The organism is Caballeronia sp. ATUFL_F1_KS39, assembly GCF_023630985.1.
GTDB classification, from domain to species: domain Bacteria; phylum Pseudomonadota; class Gammaproteobacteria; order Burkholderiales; family Burkholderiaceae; genus Caballeronia; species Caballeronia zhejiangensis.
The window spans coordinates 45,507-63,113 of the sequence record NZ_JALQDZ010000022.1; the positions used below are offsets into that span (position 1 = coordinate 45,507).

A 17,607-nucleotide genomic window follows, 5' to 3' on the forward strand; every position below is an offset into this window, starting at 1 on the left:
CGGCTGCTCCGCATCGTCATGGTTCTGGCCGCCGCTCGCGCGGATCAGACGCTGGCTGCGAGCGTCGCGCGCACGGCCTGATCTGGCGCGCTCGTGATCTCGGTCGCGCCGAAGCGGGTCAGCAAAATGAATTTGATTTCACCGGCTTCGGCCTTTTTGTCGACCTTCATCAGATCGACGTAGCGGTCGTCGCCGAGCTTCGGCGCCGTGACCGGCAGCTTCGCCGCTTCGATCACGCGCACGAGACGCTGGCGCGCAGCTTCGTCGAGCCTGCCGAGGCGCACGGACAAATCCGCCGCCATCACCATGCCGCAACCGACCGCCTCGCCGTGCAGCCATTCGCCGTAGCCGAGACCGGCTTCGATCGCATGACCGAACGTATGGCCGAAATTGAGAATCGCGCGCTGCCCGCCCTCGCGCTCGTCGGATGCCACCACCGACGCCTTGATCTCGCACGAACGCTTCACCGCGTGCGCGAGGGCGTCGTCGTCGCGGCGATTCAGCGCGTCGATATTGCTTTCGATCCAGTCGAAGAATTCGGCGTCCGCGATGGCGGCCGTCTTGATGACTTCCGCGATGCCCGCCGCCAGCTCGCGCTCCGGCAAGGTGTGCAGCGCGCCGATGTCCGCGATTACCGCTTGCGGCTGATAGAACGCGCCGATCATGTTCTTGCCGAGCGGATGATTGATGCCCGTCTTGCCGCCCACCGACGAATCCACTTGCGAGAGCAGCGTGGTCGGCACCTGGATGAACGGCACGCCGCGCATGTACGATGCGGCCGCGAAGCCCGTCATGTCGCCGACGACGCCGCCGCCTAGCGCGATCAGCGTCGTCTTGCGGTCGGCGCGCTCGGTCAAGAGCGCGTCGAAGATCGTGTTGAGCGTTTCCCAGTTCTTGTGCGCTTCGCCGTCCGGAAGCACGACGGTCGTGACTTTCTTGCCGAGCGGCGCGAGAGCCGCGCGCAACTGCTCGCCGTAGAGCGGATCGACGGTCGAGTTCGTGACGATCGCCACGGACGCGCCCTTGATGTGCGGAGCAAAGAGCTCGGTGCGGCCGATCAGCCCTGCACCGATATGAATGGGATAGGCGCGCTCGCCCAGTTCGACGTTGACGGTAATCATGGCGGACATGTGATCTTCAGGCCGGTTTGACGACGCCGGCGACCTCCAGTTGCATCAGGACCATATTGACGAGCGCGTTCACGGTCGGCCGTCCGGTTTCCACGACGAAATGCGCGCATTCGTGGTACAGCGGATCGCGCGCCTGAAAGAGCGCTTCGAGCTTGCCGCGCGGATCTTCGGTCTGCAGCAGCGGGCGATTCTTGTCGCGCCGTGTGCGCTGCCAGAGATCGTGCGGATTGGCGCGCAGATAGATGACGATGCCCCGATTCTTCAGATGTTCGCGATTGTCGGGGCGCAGCACCGCGCCGCCGCCCGTCGCGAGCACGATGCCATCGCGCTGCGACAGCTCGTCGATGACGTTCGCCTCGCGCTGGCGGAAACCCGCTTCGCCCTCGAGTTCCCAGATCACCGGAATGCGGGCGCCCGTGCGCGCCTCGATCTCATGATCCGAATCGATGAAGGAGCGCTGCAGACGGCGCGCAACCGCACGTCCCACGGTGGTTTTACCCGCCCCCATGAGTCCGACGAAAAAAATGTTCGCGTTCGCGTGCCCTTCCTGCAACTCGGTTTCCTTCTAGTTCGATGCAATTTGTTCGTGCGGCAGCTTAAGGGCAAACCGCCCGCTTTGTCGAGTTTCGCGGCCCTCGTGACGGGCCTAGCCGCTCGACGCGATCACATGCGGCGTAATCAAAATGACGAGCTCGCTCTTCGAGCTGCGCCGCGCGTCGTTGCGAAACAGCCAGCCGATCAGCGGCAATTTCGACAGTCCCGGCACGCCGGTCGTGTCTTCGTGTTCGTCATCGGAATAAATGCCGCCGATCGCCACGGTGCCGCCGTTTTCCACTTCCACGCGCGTCTGGATATGCTTGGTATGGATTGCCGGCCCGTTCGCCGTCTGCTCGCCGACACTGTCTTTCGTGATGTCGAGATCGAGAATGACGTGGCCATGCGGCGTGATCTGCGGCTCAACCTCCAGTTTGAGCGTTGCGCGCCGAAACTGCACGCCCGACATGCCATTGCCAACCTTCGCCTGATACGGCACTTCCATGCCCTGCTCGACGATCGACTTCACGCGGTCCGCCGTCACGACGCGCGGCCGCGAAACGATTTGTCCGCGCCCTTGCGCCTCCAGCGCGCTCAGTTGCACGTTGAGCAGCCGGGTGGCCTGCGCGACGAACAACGTGAGCCCGGCCGTCGCCGCGTCGAAACCGTTGATCGGCCCCGCCGACAAATCGTATACCACACCGTCCGCGCCGCCCGCGAACCCGGTCGCCGGATCGTTCTGCGCCGCGATGCCCAGCTTGACGCCGAGATTGCGCGACAGTCCCGCCTCGCCCTCGACGATCTTCGCCTCGATCATCACCTGCGGCGTCGGCTTGTCGATCAGCGCGACGAGTTCGGCGATCTGCCGCACGCGAGCGTCGAGATCGGTGATGAAGAGCAGATTCGTGCGGGCATCGGAGATGGCGGAACCGCGCTTCGACAGCACGCGCTGGCTGCCCGAGCCGGACAGCATCTTGCGCAGCTCTTCCGCGCGCGAATAGCGCAGCACGAACGTACGGCTCGCGAGCGGTTCGAGGTCCGCGGCGCGCGCGTGGGCCTCGAACCGCAGCTTCTCGCGCGCCGCCAGTTCCGCGAGCGGCGCGACCCAAATGACATTGCCGTGCCGCTCCATCGCGAGTCCGTGGACTTCGAGGAACGTGTCGAACGCGCGCCGCCACGGCACGGCGACGAGATTCATCGACACTTGTCCGCGCACCTTTTCGCTCGCGACGATGTTCAGGCCGGTGAAGCGCGCGAATGCGTGCAGCGCGGCGCTCAAGTCGGCGTTTTTCAGATCGAGCGTGATCGGCTTGCCGTCGTCGTCGCTCTGCGATGCGTCGCTCAGACGCTCGAGTTTCGGCAAAGGCACGGGCGGGCCTTCCAGCGCCTCTGCCGTTTCTGTCTTCTCCGTTTCCGCCTGCTCCGCCGCGGGCTTCGCGGGCTGCGCGTCGGACGTCGCGACGATAGGCGGGTCGACAGCCTGCGCGTCGAACGATGCGGGCAGCGGCGGAAGCGGCGGGACGATCGCATCGGCGCTATCGGCGGCAAACGCCGTGTGCGCAGACATCGACAGCGCAGCCGCCATTCCGATGAATCTGCCTGAAAGCTTCGCGAACCGGCTCACGTGCGATCCTCCGCGAAAGTCAGCTTGCGCGACATGCCGTCTTCTCGGGCGAGTTCGATTGCGCGCGGCACGACGCGCCCGAGCCGTTCGTCGCCGATTTTCTGCCCCGGCGCGAAGCTGTCGACGTCGCGGCCGCTTTGCAAAAGCGCCATCGCGCGACGCCGTGCGACGAACGTGCCCACCAGCAGCATGTCGCTTCCCTGCGCGGCGGCGTCCGCGCTGCCGAACGGATCGATGACGAACGCGTTGGCGCGCGACACTGCGGCGGGCGCGACCGCCGGCAACGTTTCGAAGATGCGCAATGTCGCTTCGATGGCGAGCGCGTTCGCCTGCCGCTTGATCTGCACGTTCTCGGGAACGACGAGTCGCGGCAGGCCGGCGAGCGCATCGAGAAAGCGCCGTAGCTCCGCGAAGCTGCCGTCCGCGCGCAGCTTGAGCGCGCGCTCAGGAAACGGCTCTCGCTGCTTCGGCGCCCCGCCTTTGACGGCGACAGGCTCGATGTCCGCGACGCGCACGCCGCTCTGGGCGGCCAGATCCGCGACCGCGCGCAACGCGTCGGCGGCGCTCCAGTGCTCCGGATCGAGGCGCCCCGACGACGCGCGCGCTCGCAAGCCGGACAGTTCGTCGGCAATGCGCGCCGCGTCCTGCGCCTTCGCTTGTGCCGCGGCCAACGCGACGCGGCTTTCATCGAGCCGGCTCGCGTCCGACATGCGCCACGCGCGCAGGCCGAACGCAAACACGACGACACTCAACGCGAGCGCGACACACGCGGTCCGTCGCCTCGACCAGTCGTCGAGCGGTTGCAGGATGGAGAGCGCGCCGCGCGAGCGCGTCTTCATGGCGATGTCCATCGGAATCGTGCTCATGGGCGTTCCCCCTGCGTTGCCGCCAAAACCGGACGTGCCTGACGCGACGCCGTTTCATCGCGCGAATGATCCGGCGCATAGCGCACCAGCGCGACGAACTCGAATCGCGCGGCGTGCTCGTCGGAGGCCGTCGATGCAGCGCGCCTGGCAGGCTGCGTCGACGGAATTCCGTTCGCGCGCCGTTTCATTTCGATCACTTCCACCGCCTGCACGCCGCGCAGGCGCTCCAGCCGCTTGAGCCATTGCGACGCTGCCTGCGAATCGGGTGCGAGCGCCGCCAGCTCGACCTCATTCGTTCGCTGCGACACGCGTTGAAGCGCGACGCCGCGTTGAAGAGGCGAGTCGGCGAGCGCTTCGAGCAGCGCGAGGAAACGCTCGCGCGGCAACGCCAACGGCTGCGCGGCCTCACGCGCGCGCCGCCGTTCGCTTTCTGCGCGCACGAGCCGTGCGTGTTCGTCGATCTGCGCGCTCGAAGCACGCAGCGACGTCTCCAGCGCGACACGCCGTTCATCCAGTCGCGCGCGCTCGAACAAGTCGCGGCCAGCGACGGCGCCAACGGCCGCGCAGCCCGCGAGCGTCACCGCGCCGATCAGCGCGAGCCGCTGCCGCCGTAGCTCGCGTCGCTTTCGCGCGCGATAAGGCAACAGATTGAATCCGTCGAGCATGGCAGCGTTCATTGCATCACCTCGCGCAACGCCAGGCCTACCGCAACCGCGAAACGCGGCGAATGCTTGTGCACCGTCTGAATCTCGGCCACCCCGTTGCAATAAGGCGCGGCTTCGAACGGCAATGCCGCGCAGCCGAAAGTCTTGCCGAGCACGGGAAGCGGAAGGCCCGCGTGCGCCATCAACTCGATCTGCCCGCCGACGTAGATGCAATCGAGCGGCGCGTGTTCGCCAGCGAGTTCGTGCAACGCGTCCGAAATGCTCCGATGCTCGGGCGCGGGATACCGGACTTCGTTTTCGACGCCGCGCGAGCCGACGAGCCAGCCGTGCAAGCCGCTGCTTTCCAGCCAGCAGACGAGATAGCGCGCGTCGGCGTCCAGTTCGACGGAACCTGCATGGCGCATCGCGCGCAATGCGGCGGCCGGCTCGCTGTCGATGGCCGATAGCGCGATGCCCGCCTCCGCCGCGGTCTCGACTCGCGCCTCGACGTGTCGCCGCGCCGTCGCCGCTATCGCGACCAGCGCGTCGCCGTCTTCCCGCGTCTGCACGGACCAGTCGACCGCCAGCGCGCCGCGTTCGATGCCCGCCGCGCGCTCGGCTTCGGCGAGTACGGCCGGCTCGAGCAAGCCGCGCGGATCGCCGCCGATCGGGGCTGCGAGCTGCTCGTGGGTGTCGATGAGTCGGGCGAGCGGAACTTGCGTCGTAAGCGTCGCCGACGACGGCAAGCCCATCGCGCAACGCAGCGCACGCCAAGCGCCGCTTTCCGGCAGCCGCCCGAACGCCTCGCGCAACGCCGCGACGATAGGCGCGCGATCGACGAAATCGCCGCCGACCACCGCACCCGACGGCAGCGCCACCGACTCCAGATGCTCGACACACACCGCCGCATTCGCCCTCAACCGCCTGCTCACGATGGCGAGGCGCACCGCGTCCTCGCTCACGTTGATGCCCGCCGCGTAGCGCCGCGTGACCGTCAGCATCGTGCCGCGCAGCATGTTTTCCTTGCTCATGACCGCTCCTTCCATTCGATCGCGCACCGAACCGTTCGGGCGCTTGATGTCGGAAGAATTGTCGCGAGCGCCGATCGCGGCGAACACTCGGCCGAATGGCCAACGCTCGCGTCGGAGGGATGCTTCCGCGCAGGATCGCGCGTATCTTGAAGACAACGGCAGACGCGTGTGCAGGCGCACACGGCGGCAGCGTGCGCCGTGTGCGTCAAGAAAAGTCCGAAACCCGGGCAGCTATAATCGCGTGACTGTTTTTGGTGGTGCTATGCAATCCTCTTCCCCGTCCAACCCGCCGTCCACGCCGCCCGAGAAGCCGAAAAAAGCCAAACGCCCATGGTGGGGGAGGCTCATGCTCGGATTTTTCGTCAGCGTTTTCGCGCTCGTCGTCTGCGCGGGTCTGGTGCTCGGCTACGCGCTCGTCGTTGCGATGCCGAACCTGCCGTCGCTCGAAGCGCTCACCGATTACAAGCCGAAGGTGCCGCTGCGCATCTACACGGCCGATCACGTTCTGATCGGCGAATTCGGCGAAGAGCGCCGCAGTGTCGTGCGCATTCAGGACGTGCCCGATCATCTGAAAAAAGCCGTGCTCGCCATCGAAGACGCGCGCTTTTACGATCACGGCGGCGTCGATCTCACCGGCATTCTGCGCGCGGGCTCGGTCGCCCTGACCAACGGCCACGCGTCGCAAGGCGCGAGCACGATCACGATGCAGGTCGCGCGCAATTTCTTCCTGTCGAGCGAGAAGACCTACACGCGCAAGATTTATGAAATGCTGCTCGCGTACAAGATCGAGCGCGCGTTGACGAAGGATCAGATTCTGGAGGTCTATATGAATCAGATCTATCTCGGGCAGCGCGCGTATGGTTTCGCGAGCGCGGCGCGGGTCTATTTCGGCAAGGATCTGAAGGACGTCTCGCTCGCCGAGGCGGCGATGCTCGCGGGTCTGCCGAAAGCGCCCTCGGCGTACAACCCGGTCGTCAATCCGAAGCGCGCGAAGGTGCGGCAGGAGTACATCCTGCAACGCATGCGGGAGCTGAACTTCATCACGCAGGCTGAGTACGAGCAGGCCGTGCAGCAGCCGCTCGTCGTGAAGGGACAGGGCCGCGAATTCAGTGTGCACGCCGAGTACGTCGCGGAAATGGTGCGTCAGATGCTGTACGCGCAATACCGCGAAGAAGCGTACACGCGCGGCCTGAATGTCGTGACGACGATCGATTCCGCCGACCAGGACGCCGCGTATCGCGCGGTGCGCAAGGGCCTGATGGATTACGAGCACCGGCACGGCTATCGCGGGCCGGAAGGTTACATCGATCTGCCGGCGAACGCGGATGACCGCGAGCAGGCCATCGACGATGCGCTCGCCGAGCATCCCGACAACGGCGAGATCGTCGCGGCGGTCGTGACGTCGGCGAGTCCGAAGGAAGTGAAGGCGAGCTTCATCGACGGCAACACGGCAACCATCAGCGGCAACGATCTGCGTTTCGTGCAGTTCGCGCTCTCGTCGCGCGCGCAGCCGAACTCGCGCATTCGTCCGGGCGCGATCGTGCGTCTCATGAAGGACGACGACGGCGACTGGATCATCACGCAATTGCCGCAAGTCGAAGGCGCGCTCGTGTCGATGGTGCCGCAGGACGGCGCGATCCGTGCGCTCGTCGGCGGCTTCGACTTCAACAAGAACAAGTTCAATCACGTCACGCAGGCATGGCGCCAGCCGGGATCGAGCTTCAAGCCGTTCATCTATTCGGCATCGCTCGAAAAGGGTCTCTCGCCCGCGACGATCATCAACGACGGACCGCTTTTCTTCAGCGCCGCCGAGACGGGCGGCCAGGCGTGGGAGCCGAAGAACTACGGCGGCGGCTTCGACGGCCCGATGACCATGCGCTCCGCGTTGCAGCGCTCGAAGAACATGGTGTCGATCCGCATCCTGAGTCATATCGGCACGAAGTACGCGCAGCAGTACATCACGCGCTTCGGCTTCGATGCGGACCGTCATCCCGCTTATCTGCCGATGGCGCTCGGCGCCGGCCTCGTCACACCGCTGCAAATGGCAGCCGGTTACGCGGTGTTCGCGAACGGTGGATATCGTGTGAATCCGTATCTGATCGCCGATATCACCGATCCGTACGGGCGCGTCGTGTCGCATCCGCAGCCGCTCGTCGCGCAGCAAAGCGCGCCGCTCGCGATCACGCCGCGCAACGCTTTCGTGATGAACAGCCTGTTGCAGAGCGTCGCGCAGCACGGCACGGGCGCGAAGACGAATCAACTGAAGCGCGGCGATCTGGCCGGCAAGACGGGCACGACGAACGATTCGCGCGATGCGTGGTTCGCCGGTTATCAGCGCACGCTCGTGGCGATCGCGTGGATCGGCTATGACAATCCGCGCAGCCTCGGCGACAAGGAAACGGGCGGCGGTCTTGCGCTGCCGGTGTGGATGGATTACATGGGCCGCGCGCTGAAGGGCGTGCCCGAGTACAAGCCGATGATGCCGCCCGATATCACGTCGCTCGGCAACGAGCTGTACTACGACGACATGACGCCGGGCCGCGGCTTCGTCGCAACGATCGGTGTGAGCCAGGCGCCGCCGCAGGAAGGCGTGTCAGGCGTGACTGCGCCCGCGCCCGAGGTTGGCGAGCAGGAAAAGCAGGACATCATGAATCTGTTCAAGGGGCAGTAACCCGGCCCCTGCAAAGCAAAGCGAGCGGACCGAAAGGCCGCTCGTTTTTTTTACGCCTCGATTTATGCCTTGAAGCGGATCGGCTCGCCGGCCTGCTCGCTCGAATATTTGCTCAGCGTCGCGAAGAATTCGCTGTTGTCGCGCGTGTCGCGCCAGGCGCCGTCGACGTATTTGTAGTGGAATCCGCCCGCCTTCGCCGCGAGCCAGATTTCGTGCTTCGGCGGCTGCAAGTTGACGATCACCTTCGTGCGATTCTCGAATTCCAGCGTGAGCACATTGCCGCTGCGCTCGAATTCGATGTCCGCTTCGGCGTTGTCCACCGAGCGCTCGATGGCCGTCAGCGCGGCCTCCGCCAGCGTCAGGTATTCCTGGTCTGTCATGCTAAACTCCATCGATTAAACGTATAGGGACGGTCATGCGAGTCGTTTTCAAGATGAGCGCGATTGTAGCGGCTTTGAGCATCGGCGCCGCGGCAACGCTCTCGCTCGGCGGTTGTGGGCAACGCGGTCCGCTGTATCTGCCAAGAGTGCCGCCGCTGCCGCAACGTCCCAACGACCTCCAGAATACGCCGCCTTCGAACGTCGCTCCGGACAGCGAAACGGCATCGAGACAGCCGCTCTCGCTTTCGCCCGAGACCGATCTCAAAACCAGTCCCAATGGTGCATCGGCGCCGAAAGCCGCGTCGTCCGCTTACTGATCCTCGAGCCTTAACGCCTTCGTGGCGCACTTTCGATTCCACGCATGAGTGATTCCGCATTCCACTACGTCGACGGCGTGTTGCACGTCGAAGGCGTCTCAGCCGCGTCGCTCGCGGACCAGTTCGGCACGCCGCTCTACGTCTATTCGCGCGATGCCCTCACGCGCGCCTATCACGCTTACGCCGATGCCTGCGCCGGCCGCAAGGCAACGGTGCACGTCGCGGTGAAGGCGAACAGCAATCTCGCGGTGCTCAACGTGTTCGCGCGCATGGGCGCGGGCTTCGACATCGTGTCGTCGGGCGAGCTCGCGCGCGTGCTCGCGGCCGGCGGCAAGGCGGAGAACACGGTGTTTTCGGGCGTCGGCAAGACGGTGGCCGAAATGCGCGAGGCGCTCGAAGCGGGCGTCAAGTGCTTCAACGTCGAGTCGATTCCCGAGTTGCACGCGCTCAACGAAGTCGCGAAGTCGCTCGGCAAGAAAGCGCCGGTTTCGCTGCGCGTGAATCCCGACGTCGATGCAAAAACGCATCCGTACATCTCCACCGGCCTCAAGTCGAACAAGTTCGGCGTCGCGTTCAGCGATGCGCGCGCGACGTACGCGCAAGCGCATGCCATGCCGAATCTCGATGTCGTCGGCATCGATTGCCATATCGGCTCGCAGATCACCGAAATCAGCCCGTATCTCGACGCGCTCGACAAGCTGCTCGAACTCGTCGAGCAGATCGAAGCGGACGGCATGAGCATTCGTCACGTCGATGTCGGCGGCGGTCTCGGCATCACCTACGACGACGAAACGCCGCCCGATATCGGCGTGTTCGTGAAGACGCTGCTCGATCACATCGAGAAGCGCGGCCACGGTCAGCGCGAAGTGTATTTCGAGCCGGGGCGCTCGCTCGTCGGCAACGCGGGCGTGCTGCTGACGCGCGTCGAGTTCCTGAAGCCGGGCGAGGAAAAGAACTTCGCCATCGTCGATGCCGCGATGAACGACCTCGCGCGTCCCGCGATGTACGAGGCGTTTCATCGCATCGTGCCGGTCGTGAAGCGCGACGAGAAAGCGCATACATACGATGTCGTCGGTCCGGTATGCGAAAGCGGCGACTGGCTCGGACGCGATCGCGAGCTGTCCATCGCGCCCGGCGATCTGCTCGCGATCTGCTCGGCGGGCGCGTACGGCTTCGTGATGAGCTCAAACTACAACACGCGTCCGCGCGCCGCCGAAATCATGGTCGATGGGGAACGCGCGCGGCTCGTGCGCGAGCGTGAGGAAGTGAAGCAGCTGTTCGCCGGCGAATCGATTCTGCCGGACTGAAGCGCCGCGCTTCGAACGAAAAAGCGATGCCCTGACAAGCATCGCTTTTTTTATGCGCGTCGCGCTTTGAGCCAGGCGATCACGCGCCAGCCGAGCAGCACGATCACGATCGAGCCGTAGATCTTCGGCAGTTCGAGATCGTGTTTGCCCGCCTTCATCCACCAGAAATGCAGGATCGCGAGCGCGGCGATCAGATAGATCGCGCGATGCAAGGTCTGCCAGCGACGGCCGAGCTTGCGCACCATCGCTTTCGGCGATGTGACCGCGAGCGGAATCAGCAGCACGAACGCCGCGAAACCGACCGTGATGAACGGCCGCTTGCCGATGTCCTTCAGCATCGCGGCGACATCGAACCATTTGTCGAACCAGATGTACGTCGTGAAGTGCAGTACGGCGAAGAAGAACGCGAAGAGACCGATCATCCGGCGAAAGCGCGCGAGCGCCGTCACGCCCGTCAGGCGGCGCACGGGCGTGATCGCGAGCGTGATGCACAGATACACGAGCGTCCAGAGGCCGGTCGAGCGCGTGATGAATTCGATCGGATTCGCGCCCAGGCCGCCCGTCGCGCCGAGCAGCACGAGACGTGCGAGCGGAAACAGCATCGCGACGAACACGACGATCTTGACCGGAACGATCCATCGCGGTCCCGTCGCGACGCGCGCGCTTTTGATCTGGGAAGCGGACGACATCGTTCAGAAGTTCTTCTTCAGATCCATGCCGGCATACATCGACGCGACCTGATCGCCGTAGCCGTTGAACATGAGCGTCTTGCGTTTCGGCTGAAAGAAACCGTCCTCGCCGATGCGCCGCTCCGTCGCCTGACTCCAGCGCGGATGATCGACATTCGGATTCACGTTCGAAAAGAAGCCGTATTCGCTCGGCGCGTAGAGATTCCAGCTCGTTGGCGGCTGTTTCTCGACAAAGCGGATTTTCACCAGCGATTTCGCGCTCTTGAAACCGTACTTCCACGGCACGACGACACGCACCGGCGCGCCGTTCTGGTTCGGCAGCACTTCGCCGTACAAGCCGACGGTCAGCAGCGTGAGCGGATTCATCGCCTCGTCCATGCGCAGACCTTCGGAATACGGCCATTCGAGGATCGGCGTCGAAAGTCCCGGCATCTGCGACGGATCGGCCAGCGTGATGAACTGCACGTACTTCGCGTTGCCCGTCGGCCCGGCGCGCTTGATGAGCTCCGACAACGACACGCCGATCCACGGAATCACCATCGACCAGCCTTCGACGCAGCGCAGCCGGTACACGCGTTCCTCGAGCGGCGCGAGCTTGAGAATGTCGTCGATGTCGTAGACCTTCGGATTCTTGATCGCGCCCTCGACGGACACTTTCCACGGCCGCGGACGCAGCGTGCCGGCGTGGGCGGCGGGATCGTCCTTGTCGGTGCCGAACTCGTAGAAGTTGTTGTAGCTCGTGATGTCCTTGAACGGCGTCGGCTTGTCGAGCGCGACGAACTTCGGGTTGGTCGTCGCGGCCAGCTTCTGGCCTTTGGCGTCGGGCGATGTCAGCGTCGCGTGGGCGAGGCCGCTCGCGCCGGCGAGTCCTGTCGCGGCGAGCGCGCCGAGCGAACGAAGCGTGCGCCGGCGATTCTCGAACACGTCGCGCGGCGTGATTTCGTGACTCGCAATGTCATCGCCGTACAGATTACGGCCTTGTTTGATCCACATGAAGCGTGACTCCTTCCGTTCATTCTTGTACGGAGAAAACAGCAGATTGGATGCCAGTATTCCACCGCAAAACGAAAAAAAACCGCCAGCGCTCGTCACGCATGGCGGTCTTTTTCGATTCGACGCTGCCGATCAGAGCTTGCCGTAACTATGCAAGCCCGAAAGGAACATGTTGACGCCGAGGAACGCGAAGGTCGTGACGATCAGGCCCGTCAGCGCCCACCATGCGGCGGCGGCGCCGCGCAGGCCTTTCATCAGGCGCATGTGCAGCCACGCGGCGTAGTTCAGCCAGACGATCAGCGCCCAGGTTTCCTTCGGATCCCAGCTCCAGTAGCCGCCCCACGCTTCCGCCGCCCACAGCGCGCCGAGGATCGTCGCGATGGTGAAGAACGCGAAGCCGACGGCAATCGACTTGTACATCACGTCGTCGAGCACTTCGAGCGACGGAAGGCGGTCCGCCATGAAACCGCGCTGCTTCGCGAGATACGCGACGGAGACCATCGCCGAGAGCGCGAAGCTGCCATAGCCGATGAAGTTCGCCGGAACGTGGATCTTCATCCACCAGCTTTGCAGCGCGGGGACGAGCGGCTGAATCTGCTGTGCATCGCGCGCGATCGAATACCACATCAGGAAACCGACCGCCGCGCTGATGACGAGCAGCACGAACGCGCCCATCGCGCGCGTCGAGTAATGCTGCTCGTAGTAGAGATAAAACAGCGACGTGATGAGGCAGAACAACACGAAGACTTCGTACAGATTCGAAATCGGAATATGGCCGACGTCCGAGCCGATCATGTAGGACTCGTACCAGCGCACCATCAGGCCGGTGAAGCCCATCAGCACCGCGACCCACGTCATGCGCGAGCCGATCGCGCCGCCCGTCTGCGAGCGCGTCGCAAGGCCGATCCAGTAGAAGAGCGTCGCGAGGATGAAGAGCGCGCTCATCCACAAGATCGCGGACTGGCTCGACAGGAAGTACTTGAGGAAGAAGTTCGTGTCGGCGCGAGCGAGGTCGTGCTGATAGAGCTGGATCGAGAAAAGCGACAACACCGCGATCAACGCGATCAGCAGGCGTACCGGTTTCCAGCGCCAGCCGAGCACGACGAACGTCGGCACGGCGCCGACCAGCACGGCCGTGTCGTACACGTCCATGTACGCGTGATAGCGGTTCAGCGCGAAACCCGCGCCCGCGACCATCGCGAGGGCGAAGAGCCAGTCGATCAGCGTGAGCCTGCGCAGGAACGGACGATCGTCGAACTCGGCGACATCGGGAAGCCCCGATGCCGGACGTTCCGTCTTGGCGGAGGCGTGGGAGGAAGTCTGTGTGAGGTCCATGATCTTACCGTGTTGAAACTTCCGAGTTCGGGGTCTCGGTTTGCGAATGCCGGTGCGCGTTTTGCGCCGGGGACGGATCGGCCGGTACTTCCGGCTTCACGCCGAGCGCCGCTGCGATCTGCGCGCGCGTACGCACGAACTCTTTCTCGAAATCGAACGTGCGGCGGGCGGTGGACATCGCCATCAGCACGCTCGCGCCGCCCTGGCCCGTATCTTTGAGCCAGAACCAGAGCCGGCGTTCGCGCACGTAAAACATCGCGAAAATGCCGACGACCAGCAGAAGGCTGCCAAGATACACCAGATTTTTACCCGGCGCGCGCGTCAACTGGAATACCGAAGCTTGCACTTGCCTGAAGTTGTCCAGTTGCAGAAAGACCGGCGAACCGTACAGAAAGCTGTCGGAAAGCGCGTTGATGGACGATTGCACGAACGCGGCGTTCTTATCGTCCACTTTAGCCGCGGGCTGGCCGTTTTGCTCTCGGGAAATCTGCCATACGTCCCACATCGCGCCTTCGAGCATCCTCATCAGCAGGCCGGCGGCTTTCTCCTGCTCGCCCTTCGGCACCGATTTGTCGATAAACATCGCGATGCTCTGGAAACCGCCAATCATCTGCGGATTCGTCGTCGCCTTGCCGGTTTCATCGGCGCCTGCGAAAAGATTCAGCACGCGGACGGCGCTTTCCTCCAGATGTTTCTGCAGTTCACCGTTTTCCTGCGGCACCGAACGCAACGCGAAACGATGCGCGGCTTCGGCGCGCGTCGCCGGCGTCGCGAGCGCGGCGCGCAGGTCCATCCACTGTTTGACGGTGCCCTGATCGTCGGCGGGAATGCGCAGATAGCGGAACGGATCGTTCGGGCTCAGGCGCATGCCCGCGAGGAACATACGCTGGCCGCTCACGTCCACGGGCACCATGTAGTTGCTGTATTCGCGCGCCTGGCCGTCCGTGCCGCGCACCTTGTATTGCACCGACGGGCCGATATTGCGCAGATCCGTCGGTCTCGACGTTTTGGCGCCTGAGCCGAGGCGCTCGTCGAATGCATCGCGCAGCGTTTCCTTCTTGCCGACGCCGCGCGCGTCGGGCGCGCCGCTGCCGTCGGTCATGTTCTCGACGTTGATCGCGCGGAAATCCGTGAACTCGACCGTCTCGCCCTGCGCGCCCGCGAACTGCGCGCCGATGGGCGCCGTGCCGCCGATCGTCCCGCTGAACGGCGCGGTCTTCGCGCTGCCGCCGGTCATCGGCCAGGCGGTCATTTCGAGTTTCGAGCCGCCGTCCTGAAAGCTCGATTGATAGATCGAAATGCCGTCATACGTGAACGGCTTGTTCACTTCGATGCGCGCCGGAATGCGCTTGCCTGTCTTGTGATCGATGACGACGATATCGCTCGCGAAGAGCTTCGGCATGCCGGTCGAGTAGTAATCGACGATGAACTTATTGAGCTGAATCGAGAACGGCAGGTCCTGAATGATCGAGCCGTCTTGCTGATTCAGTATCGCCGTGCCGACGAACTGCCCTTCGGGCACCCATGCGTAGCCGCGGAAAGTCGGATTCGACGTTGAAAGACGATGCTCGCGCGGAATGTCGTTGATGACGGCGTTGCTGTTGATCGGCGTCTTGTTGAACATCCACATCTGCAGCTTGATGGGCAGATTGCTGTCCAGCAGACCGCCGATACAGATCACGACGATCGCCAGATGCGCCGAGATATAGCCGATCTTGGTCATCGCGCCGCGCTTGGCGGTGATGAGCGTCGCGCCGTTGTCGGTCTCGCGCGTCTTGAAGCGGTAGCCCATCTTCGCGGACAGGCGTTCGAGCGTCGCGGCGGTCTGCGCGCGATCGGCCGTGACCGTGAACTCGCCCTTGTGATGGAACGCGCGCAGCCCGCCTTCGTGCACGCGATCCTTCCAGCTCTTGATGTCCGCGATCATCTTCGGGCTGTTTCGGATCACGCACAGCGACACCGAGATCACGAGGAAAATCAGGATCAGCATGAACCACCATGCGCTGTACACGGTGTAGATGCTCAAGCCACGGAAGATGTCCGCCCAGAACGGGCCGAACTGATTGACGTAGTTGGGATACGGATCGTCCTGCGTAAGCACCGTGCCGATGATGCTCGCGATCGCCAGAATGACCAGCAATGCGATGGCGAAGCGCATCGAACTGACGAGTTCGACGAAATGCCTGATGGCCCGACGGCTCGACTTCGACTGCAAACCCGATGTGGTGACGCTCATTCAAACTCCGGCTGGACAGCAAAAAAGGGTGGAGACGCTGGCGGTCTTTGTCGACCGACGTCCCACCCTTTTCTTGTTTTCGCGCCGGTCTTCTCGGATAGTCCGGGACCGGCTTCGTAGTATGGGCGATTCTCCGTCTCTGCATGGAGAACCGCTGGACGCTGACTGCTATGCGTTCAATGCAAACCGGCGATGTAGTCGGCGACCGCCTTCATCTCCGCTTCGTTCAGGCGCGAGGAAATCTGGTGCATCGGCTCGCTGTTGTTGCGTTGTCCCGATGCGAAGGCGTTCAACTGCGCCACTGTGTAATCGCCCCACTGCCACGACAGCCGCGGATACTGCACCGGAATGCCCATGCCCGTCGCGCCGTGGCACGCCGCACACGCCGGCACGCCCTTGTCCGCGATGCCGCCGCGGTAGATCTTCTGGCCCAACGCGACGTCGTTCTTGTCGCGCGCGTAATTGGGCTTTGCCTTCTGCGACGCGAAGTACGCCGCGACGTTCACCATGTCCTGATCCGATAGCGCGCCCGCGATGCCCGCCATGATCGGATTGTTGCGCGCCGGTGCCTTTGCACCCGGCTGCGTCTTGTAATCCTTCAACTGCTTGACGATGTACTCGGCGTGCTGCCCCGCGAGCCGCGGAAATGCCGCGCCGGCGCTGTTGCCGTCTGCCGCGTGACACGCCGCGCACACCTGAGTCGCGATAGCCTGGCCTCGCGTCACATCCGGCTTGGCCGGTTGCGCGGGCTCCGCCGCACTCACTGACGTCGATACCGCCAGACCACTCAAACCTGCACCGAAAGCCGCCGCTGCCCGAATCACCACCAGAGACCTGTACAGTCGGTTCATTCGCGTACCCTGTTTTTCGTCTTGTGAGAATGTGAGGTTCTGCAAAAAACGACGGCGACCGATCATCGCCGCAAGATACCCGAACTCGCTGAACGAAGAGGCCCAAAAGTACGCCTCTGAAAACTGTCTCGCTCCTTGTGGGTGCCGCCTGCGGCTTGGGTCTTGCGTGCCCGCTGATCTTTAAAAATCCGTCGTATTGTACAATAACCCGCTATACGCAAAGACGCCAGTCGGGGCATGCCCAGTATTTGCCGGGTTCTCAAGGCTTCGGTTTTCGCAGCGCTTTCGATTGGACCCGCCCATGTCATTCCTGCTTCATCAATCCCGCTTCTTCACGACCGTCAACCATCTGCGCGATCTGCCGCCGACGCCGCAACCCGAAATCGCATTTGCGGGGCGCTCGAACGCGGGTAAATCGACGGCGATCAATATCCTCTGCAATCAGAAGCGGCTTGCTTTCGCGAGTAAAACGCCGGGGCGCACGCAGCATATCAATTACTTCTCCGTCGGTCCGGAAGCCGCGCCGGTCGGCTATCTCGTCGACCTTCCCGGATACGGTTACGCCGAAGTGCCGGGCGCCGCGAAGGAACATTGGCAGCGGCTGCTTTCGACGTACCTGCAAAGCCGCGCGCAACTGTGCGGCATGATCCTGATGATGGATTCGCGCCGGCCGCTCACCGACCTCGATCGCATCATGATCGACTGGTTCGCGCCGACCGGAAAACCGATTCACGCGCTGCTCACCAAATGCGACAAATTGACGCGACAGGAGATGACGAACGCCCTGCGTGCGACCAAGAAATCCTTCGCCGAATATAAAGACGCGGGCTATCGCGGCGAACTTACGGCGCAGCTCTTTTCGGCGCTCAAACGGACGGGCATCGACGAGGCTCACGAACAGATCGAAAGCTGGCTGATACCGGAAGAAGCCGGCGAAAACGCGTCAGAAGACGCAGCCGAGTGAGCGCGGCGCGTGCGCGCCGGCATAAAAAAACCCGC

At 63.8% G+C, this 17,607-nt stretch carries 16 protein-coding genes; 4 read left to right on the forward strand and 12 right to left on the reverse strand.

Annotation, left to right across the window (positions count from 1 at the left end):
- Positions 1-44 precede the first annotated feature (44 nt).
- The 6 genes from aroB to pilM all read right to left on the reverse strand — a co-directional run bounded on the left by aroB (position 45) and on the right by pilM (position 5,829).
- Positions 45-1,121, reverse strand: coding sequence for a 3-dehydroquinate synthase (gene aroB / locus NCR93_RS12465; RefSeq protein ID WP_034473117.1), 1,077 nt, complete (start codon positions 1,119-1,121; stop codon positions 45-47).
- Positions 1,122-1,137: 16 nt separating this feature from the next.
- Positions 1,138-1,683: a shikimate kinase gene (locus NCR93_RS12470; RefSeq protein ID WP_008344080.1), complete on the reverse strand. Its 546-nt coding sequence runs from the start codon at positions 1,681-1,683 to the stop codon at positions 1,138-1,140.
- Positions 1,684-1,776: 93 nt separating this feature from the next.
- Complete coding sequence (locus tag NCR93_RS12475; protein ID WP_241484882.1) at positions 1,777-3,231, reverse strand: type IV pilus secretin PilQ; 1,455 nt, start codon at positions 3,229-3,231, stop codon at positions 1,777-1,779.
- 53 nt (positions 3,232-3,284) lie between these two features.
- Positions 3,285-4,154, reverse strand: a complete 870-nt coding sequence (locus tag NCR93_RS12480) for a type IV pilus inner membrane component PilO (protein WP_008344077.1) — start codon at positions 4,152-4,154, stop codon at positions 3,285-3,287.
- Positions 4,151-4,831, reverse strand: coding sequence for a PilN family protein (locus tag NCR93_RS12485; protein WP_033536969.1), 681 nt, complete (start codon positions 4,829-4,831; stop codon positions 4,151-4,153). Before NCR93_RS12485 ends, NCR93_RS12480 begins: the two co-directional genes overlap by 4 nt.
- Positions 4,828-5,829, reverse strand: a complete 1,002-nt coding sequence (gene pilM / locus NCR93_RS12490; RefSeq protein ID WP_250478888.1) for a type IV pilus biogenesis protein PilM — start codon at positions 5,827-5,829, stop codon at positions 4,828-4,830. Before pilM ends, NCR93_RS12485 begins: the two co-directional genes overlap by 4 nt.
- A 262-nt stretch (positions 5,830-6,091) precedes the next feature.
- Here pilM and NCR93_RS12495 point away from each other — a divergent pair, with 262 nt between their 5' ends.
- A complete protein-coding gene (locus NCR93_RS12495; RefSeq protein WP_034473115.1) occupies positions 6,092-8,500 on the forward strand; it encodes a penicillin-binding protein 1A in 2,409 nt (802 codons plus the stop codon).
- A 62-nt stretch (positions 8,501-8,562) separates the two neighbouring features.
- Here the strand turns inward: NCR93_RS12495 and cyaY are convergent, their stop codons facing one another.
- A complete protein-coding gene (gene cyaY, locus NCR93_RS12500) occupies positions 8,563-8,880 on the reverse strand; it encodes an iron donor protein CyaY (RefSeq protein ID WP_008344070.1) in 318 nt (105 codons plus the stop codon).
- A gap of 35 nt (positions 8,881-8,915) precedes the next feature.
- Here cyaY and lptM point away from each other — a divergent pair, with 35 nt between their 5' ends.
- Together lptM and lysA are read left to right on the forward strand one after the other, a co-directional pair.
- Entirely contained in the window at positions 8,916-9,197 is a 282-nt protein-coding gene (gene lptM, locus NCR93_RS12505; protein WP_008344068.1) for an LPS translocon maturation chaperone LptM, read from the forward strand.
- Between the two features lie 44 nt (positions 9,198-9,241).
- The gene (lysA, locus tag NCR93_RS12510) at positions 9,242-10,504 is read left to right on the forward strand and encodes a diaminopimelate decarboxylase (RefSeq protein WP_008344066.1); all 1,263 of its coding nucleotides are present in this window, start codon (positions 9,242-9,244) and stop codon (positions 10,502-10,504) included.
- Positions 10,505-10,554: 50 nt separating this feature from the next.
- Here the strand turns inward: lysA and msrQ are convergent, their stop codons facing one another.
- The 5 genes from msrQ to NCR93_RS12535 form a co-directional block, all read right to left on the reverse strand.
- Entirely contained in the window at positions 10,555-11,193 is a 639-nt protein-coding gene (gene msrQ / locus NCR93_RS12515; RefSeq protein WP_008344065.1) for a protein-methionine-sulfoxide reductase heme-binding subunit MsrQ, read from the reverse strand.
- A 3-nt stretch (positions 11,194-11,196) separates the two neighbouring features.
- Positions 11,197-12,186 (reverse strand): protein-methionine-sulfoxide reductase catalytic subunit MsrP, encoded by a 990-nt coding sequence (gene msrP / locus NCR93_RS12520; RefSeq protein ID WP_008344063.1) that lies wholly within the window; start codon positions 12,184-12,186, stop codon positions 11,197-11,199.
- A 132-nt stretch (positions 12,187-12,318) separates the two neighbouring features.
- Positions 12,319-13,521: a c-type cytochrome biogenesis protein CcsB gene (ccsB, locus tag NCR93_RS12525; RefSeq protein WP_008344060.1), complete on the reverse strand. Its 1,203-nt coding sequence runs from the start codon at positions 13,519-13,521 to the stop codon at positions 12,319-12,321.
- 4 nt (positions 13,522-13,525) lie between these two features.
- Complete coding sequence (locus NCR93_RS12530; protein ID WP_034473112.1) at positions 13,526-15,757, reverse strand: cytochrome c biogenesis protein ResB; 2,232 nt, start codon at positions 15,755-15,757, stop codon at positions 13,526-13,528.
- Positions 15,758-15,933: 176 nt separating this feature from the next.
- Positions 15,934-16,608, reverse strand: a complete 675-nt coding sequence (locus tag NCR93_RS12535; protein WP_033536975.1) for a c-type cytochrome — start codon at positions 16,606-16,608, stop codon at positions 15,934-15,936.
- Positions 16,609-16,909: 301 nt separating this feature from the next.
- On the opposite strand from NCR93_RS12535, the gene yihA reads away from it, so the two are divergent.
- Positions 16,910-17,572 carry a ribosome biogenesis GTP-binding protein YihA/YsxC gene (gene yihA / locus NCR93_RS12540; protein WP_008344055.1) on the forward strand — a complete coding sequence of 221 codons (663 nt, stop codon included), beginning with the start codon at positions 16,910-16,912 and terminating at the stop codon, positions 17,570-17,572.
- The last annotated feature ends 35 nt before the right edge of the window (positions 17,573-17,607 follow it).

Bases quoted from the DNA above. Each gene is read 5' to 3' on its own strand.
- aroB (WP_034473117.1), bottom strand. From the start codon at position 1,121: ATGATTACCGTCAACGTCGAACTGGGCGAGCGCGCCTATCCCATTCAT.
- NCR93_RS12475 (WP_241484882.1), bottom strand. From the start codon at position 3,231: ATGTCTGCGCACACGGCGTTTGCCGCCGATAGCGCCGATGCGATCGTC.
- NCR93_RS12480 (WP_008344077.1), bottom strand. From the start codon at position 4,154: ATGAGCACGATTCCGATGGACATCGCCATGAAGACGCGCTCGCGCGGC.
- NCR93_RS12485 (WP_033536969.1), bottom strand. From the start codon at position 4,831: ATGAACGCTGCCATGCTCGACGGATTCAATCTGTTGCCTTATCGCGCG.
- pilM (WP_250478888.1), bottom strand. From the start codon at position 5,829: ATGAGCAAGGAAAACATGCTGCGCGGCACGATGCTGACGGTCACGCGG.
- NCR93_RS12495 (WP_034473115.1), top strand. From the start codon at position 6,092: ATGCAATCCTCTTCCCCGTCCAACCCGCCGTCCACGCCGCCCGAGAAG.
- cyaY (WP_008344070.1), bottom strand. From the start codon at position 8,880: ATGACAGACCAGGAATACCTGACGCTGGCGGAGGCCGCGCTGACGGCC.
- lptM (WP_008344068.1), top strand. From the start codon at position 8,916: ATGCGAGTCGTTTTCAAGATGAGCGCGATTGTAGCGGCTTTGAGCATC.
- lysA (WP_008344066.1), top strand. From the start codon at position 9,242: ATGAGTGATTCCGCATTCCACTACGTCGACGGCGTGTTGCACGTCGAA.
- msrQ (WP_008344065.1), bottom strand. From the start codon at position 11,193: ATGTCGTCCGCTTCCCAGATCAAAAGCGCGCGCGTCGCGACGGGACCG.
- msrP (WP_008344063.1), bottom strand. From the start codon at position 12,186: ATGTGGATCAAACAAGGCCGTAATCTGTACGGCGATGACATTGCGAGT.
- ccsB (WP_008344060.1), bottom strand. From the start codon at position 13,521: ATGGACCTCACACAGACTTCCTCCCACGCCTCCGCCAAGACGGAACGT.
- NCR93_RS12530 (WP_034473112.1), bottom strand. From the start codon at position 15,757: ATGAGCGTCACCACATCGGGTTTGCAGTCGAAGTCGAGCCGTCGGGCC.
- NCR93_RS12535 (WP_033536975.1), bottom strand. From the start codon at position 16,608: ATGAACCGACTGTACAGGTCTCTGGTGGTGATTCGGGCAGCGGCGGCT.
- yihA (WP_008344055.1), top strand. From the start codon at position 16,910: ATGTCATTCCTGCTTCATCAATCCCGCTTCTTCACGACCGTCAACCAT.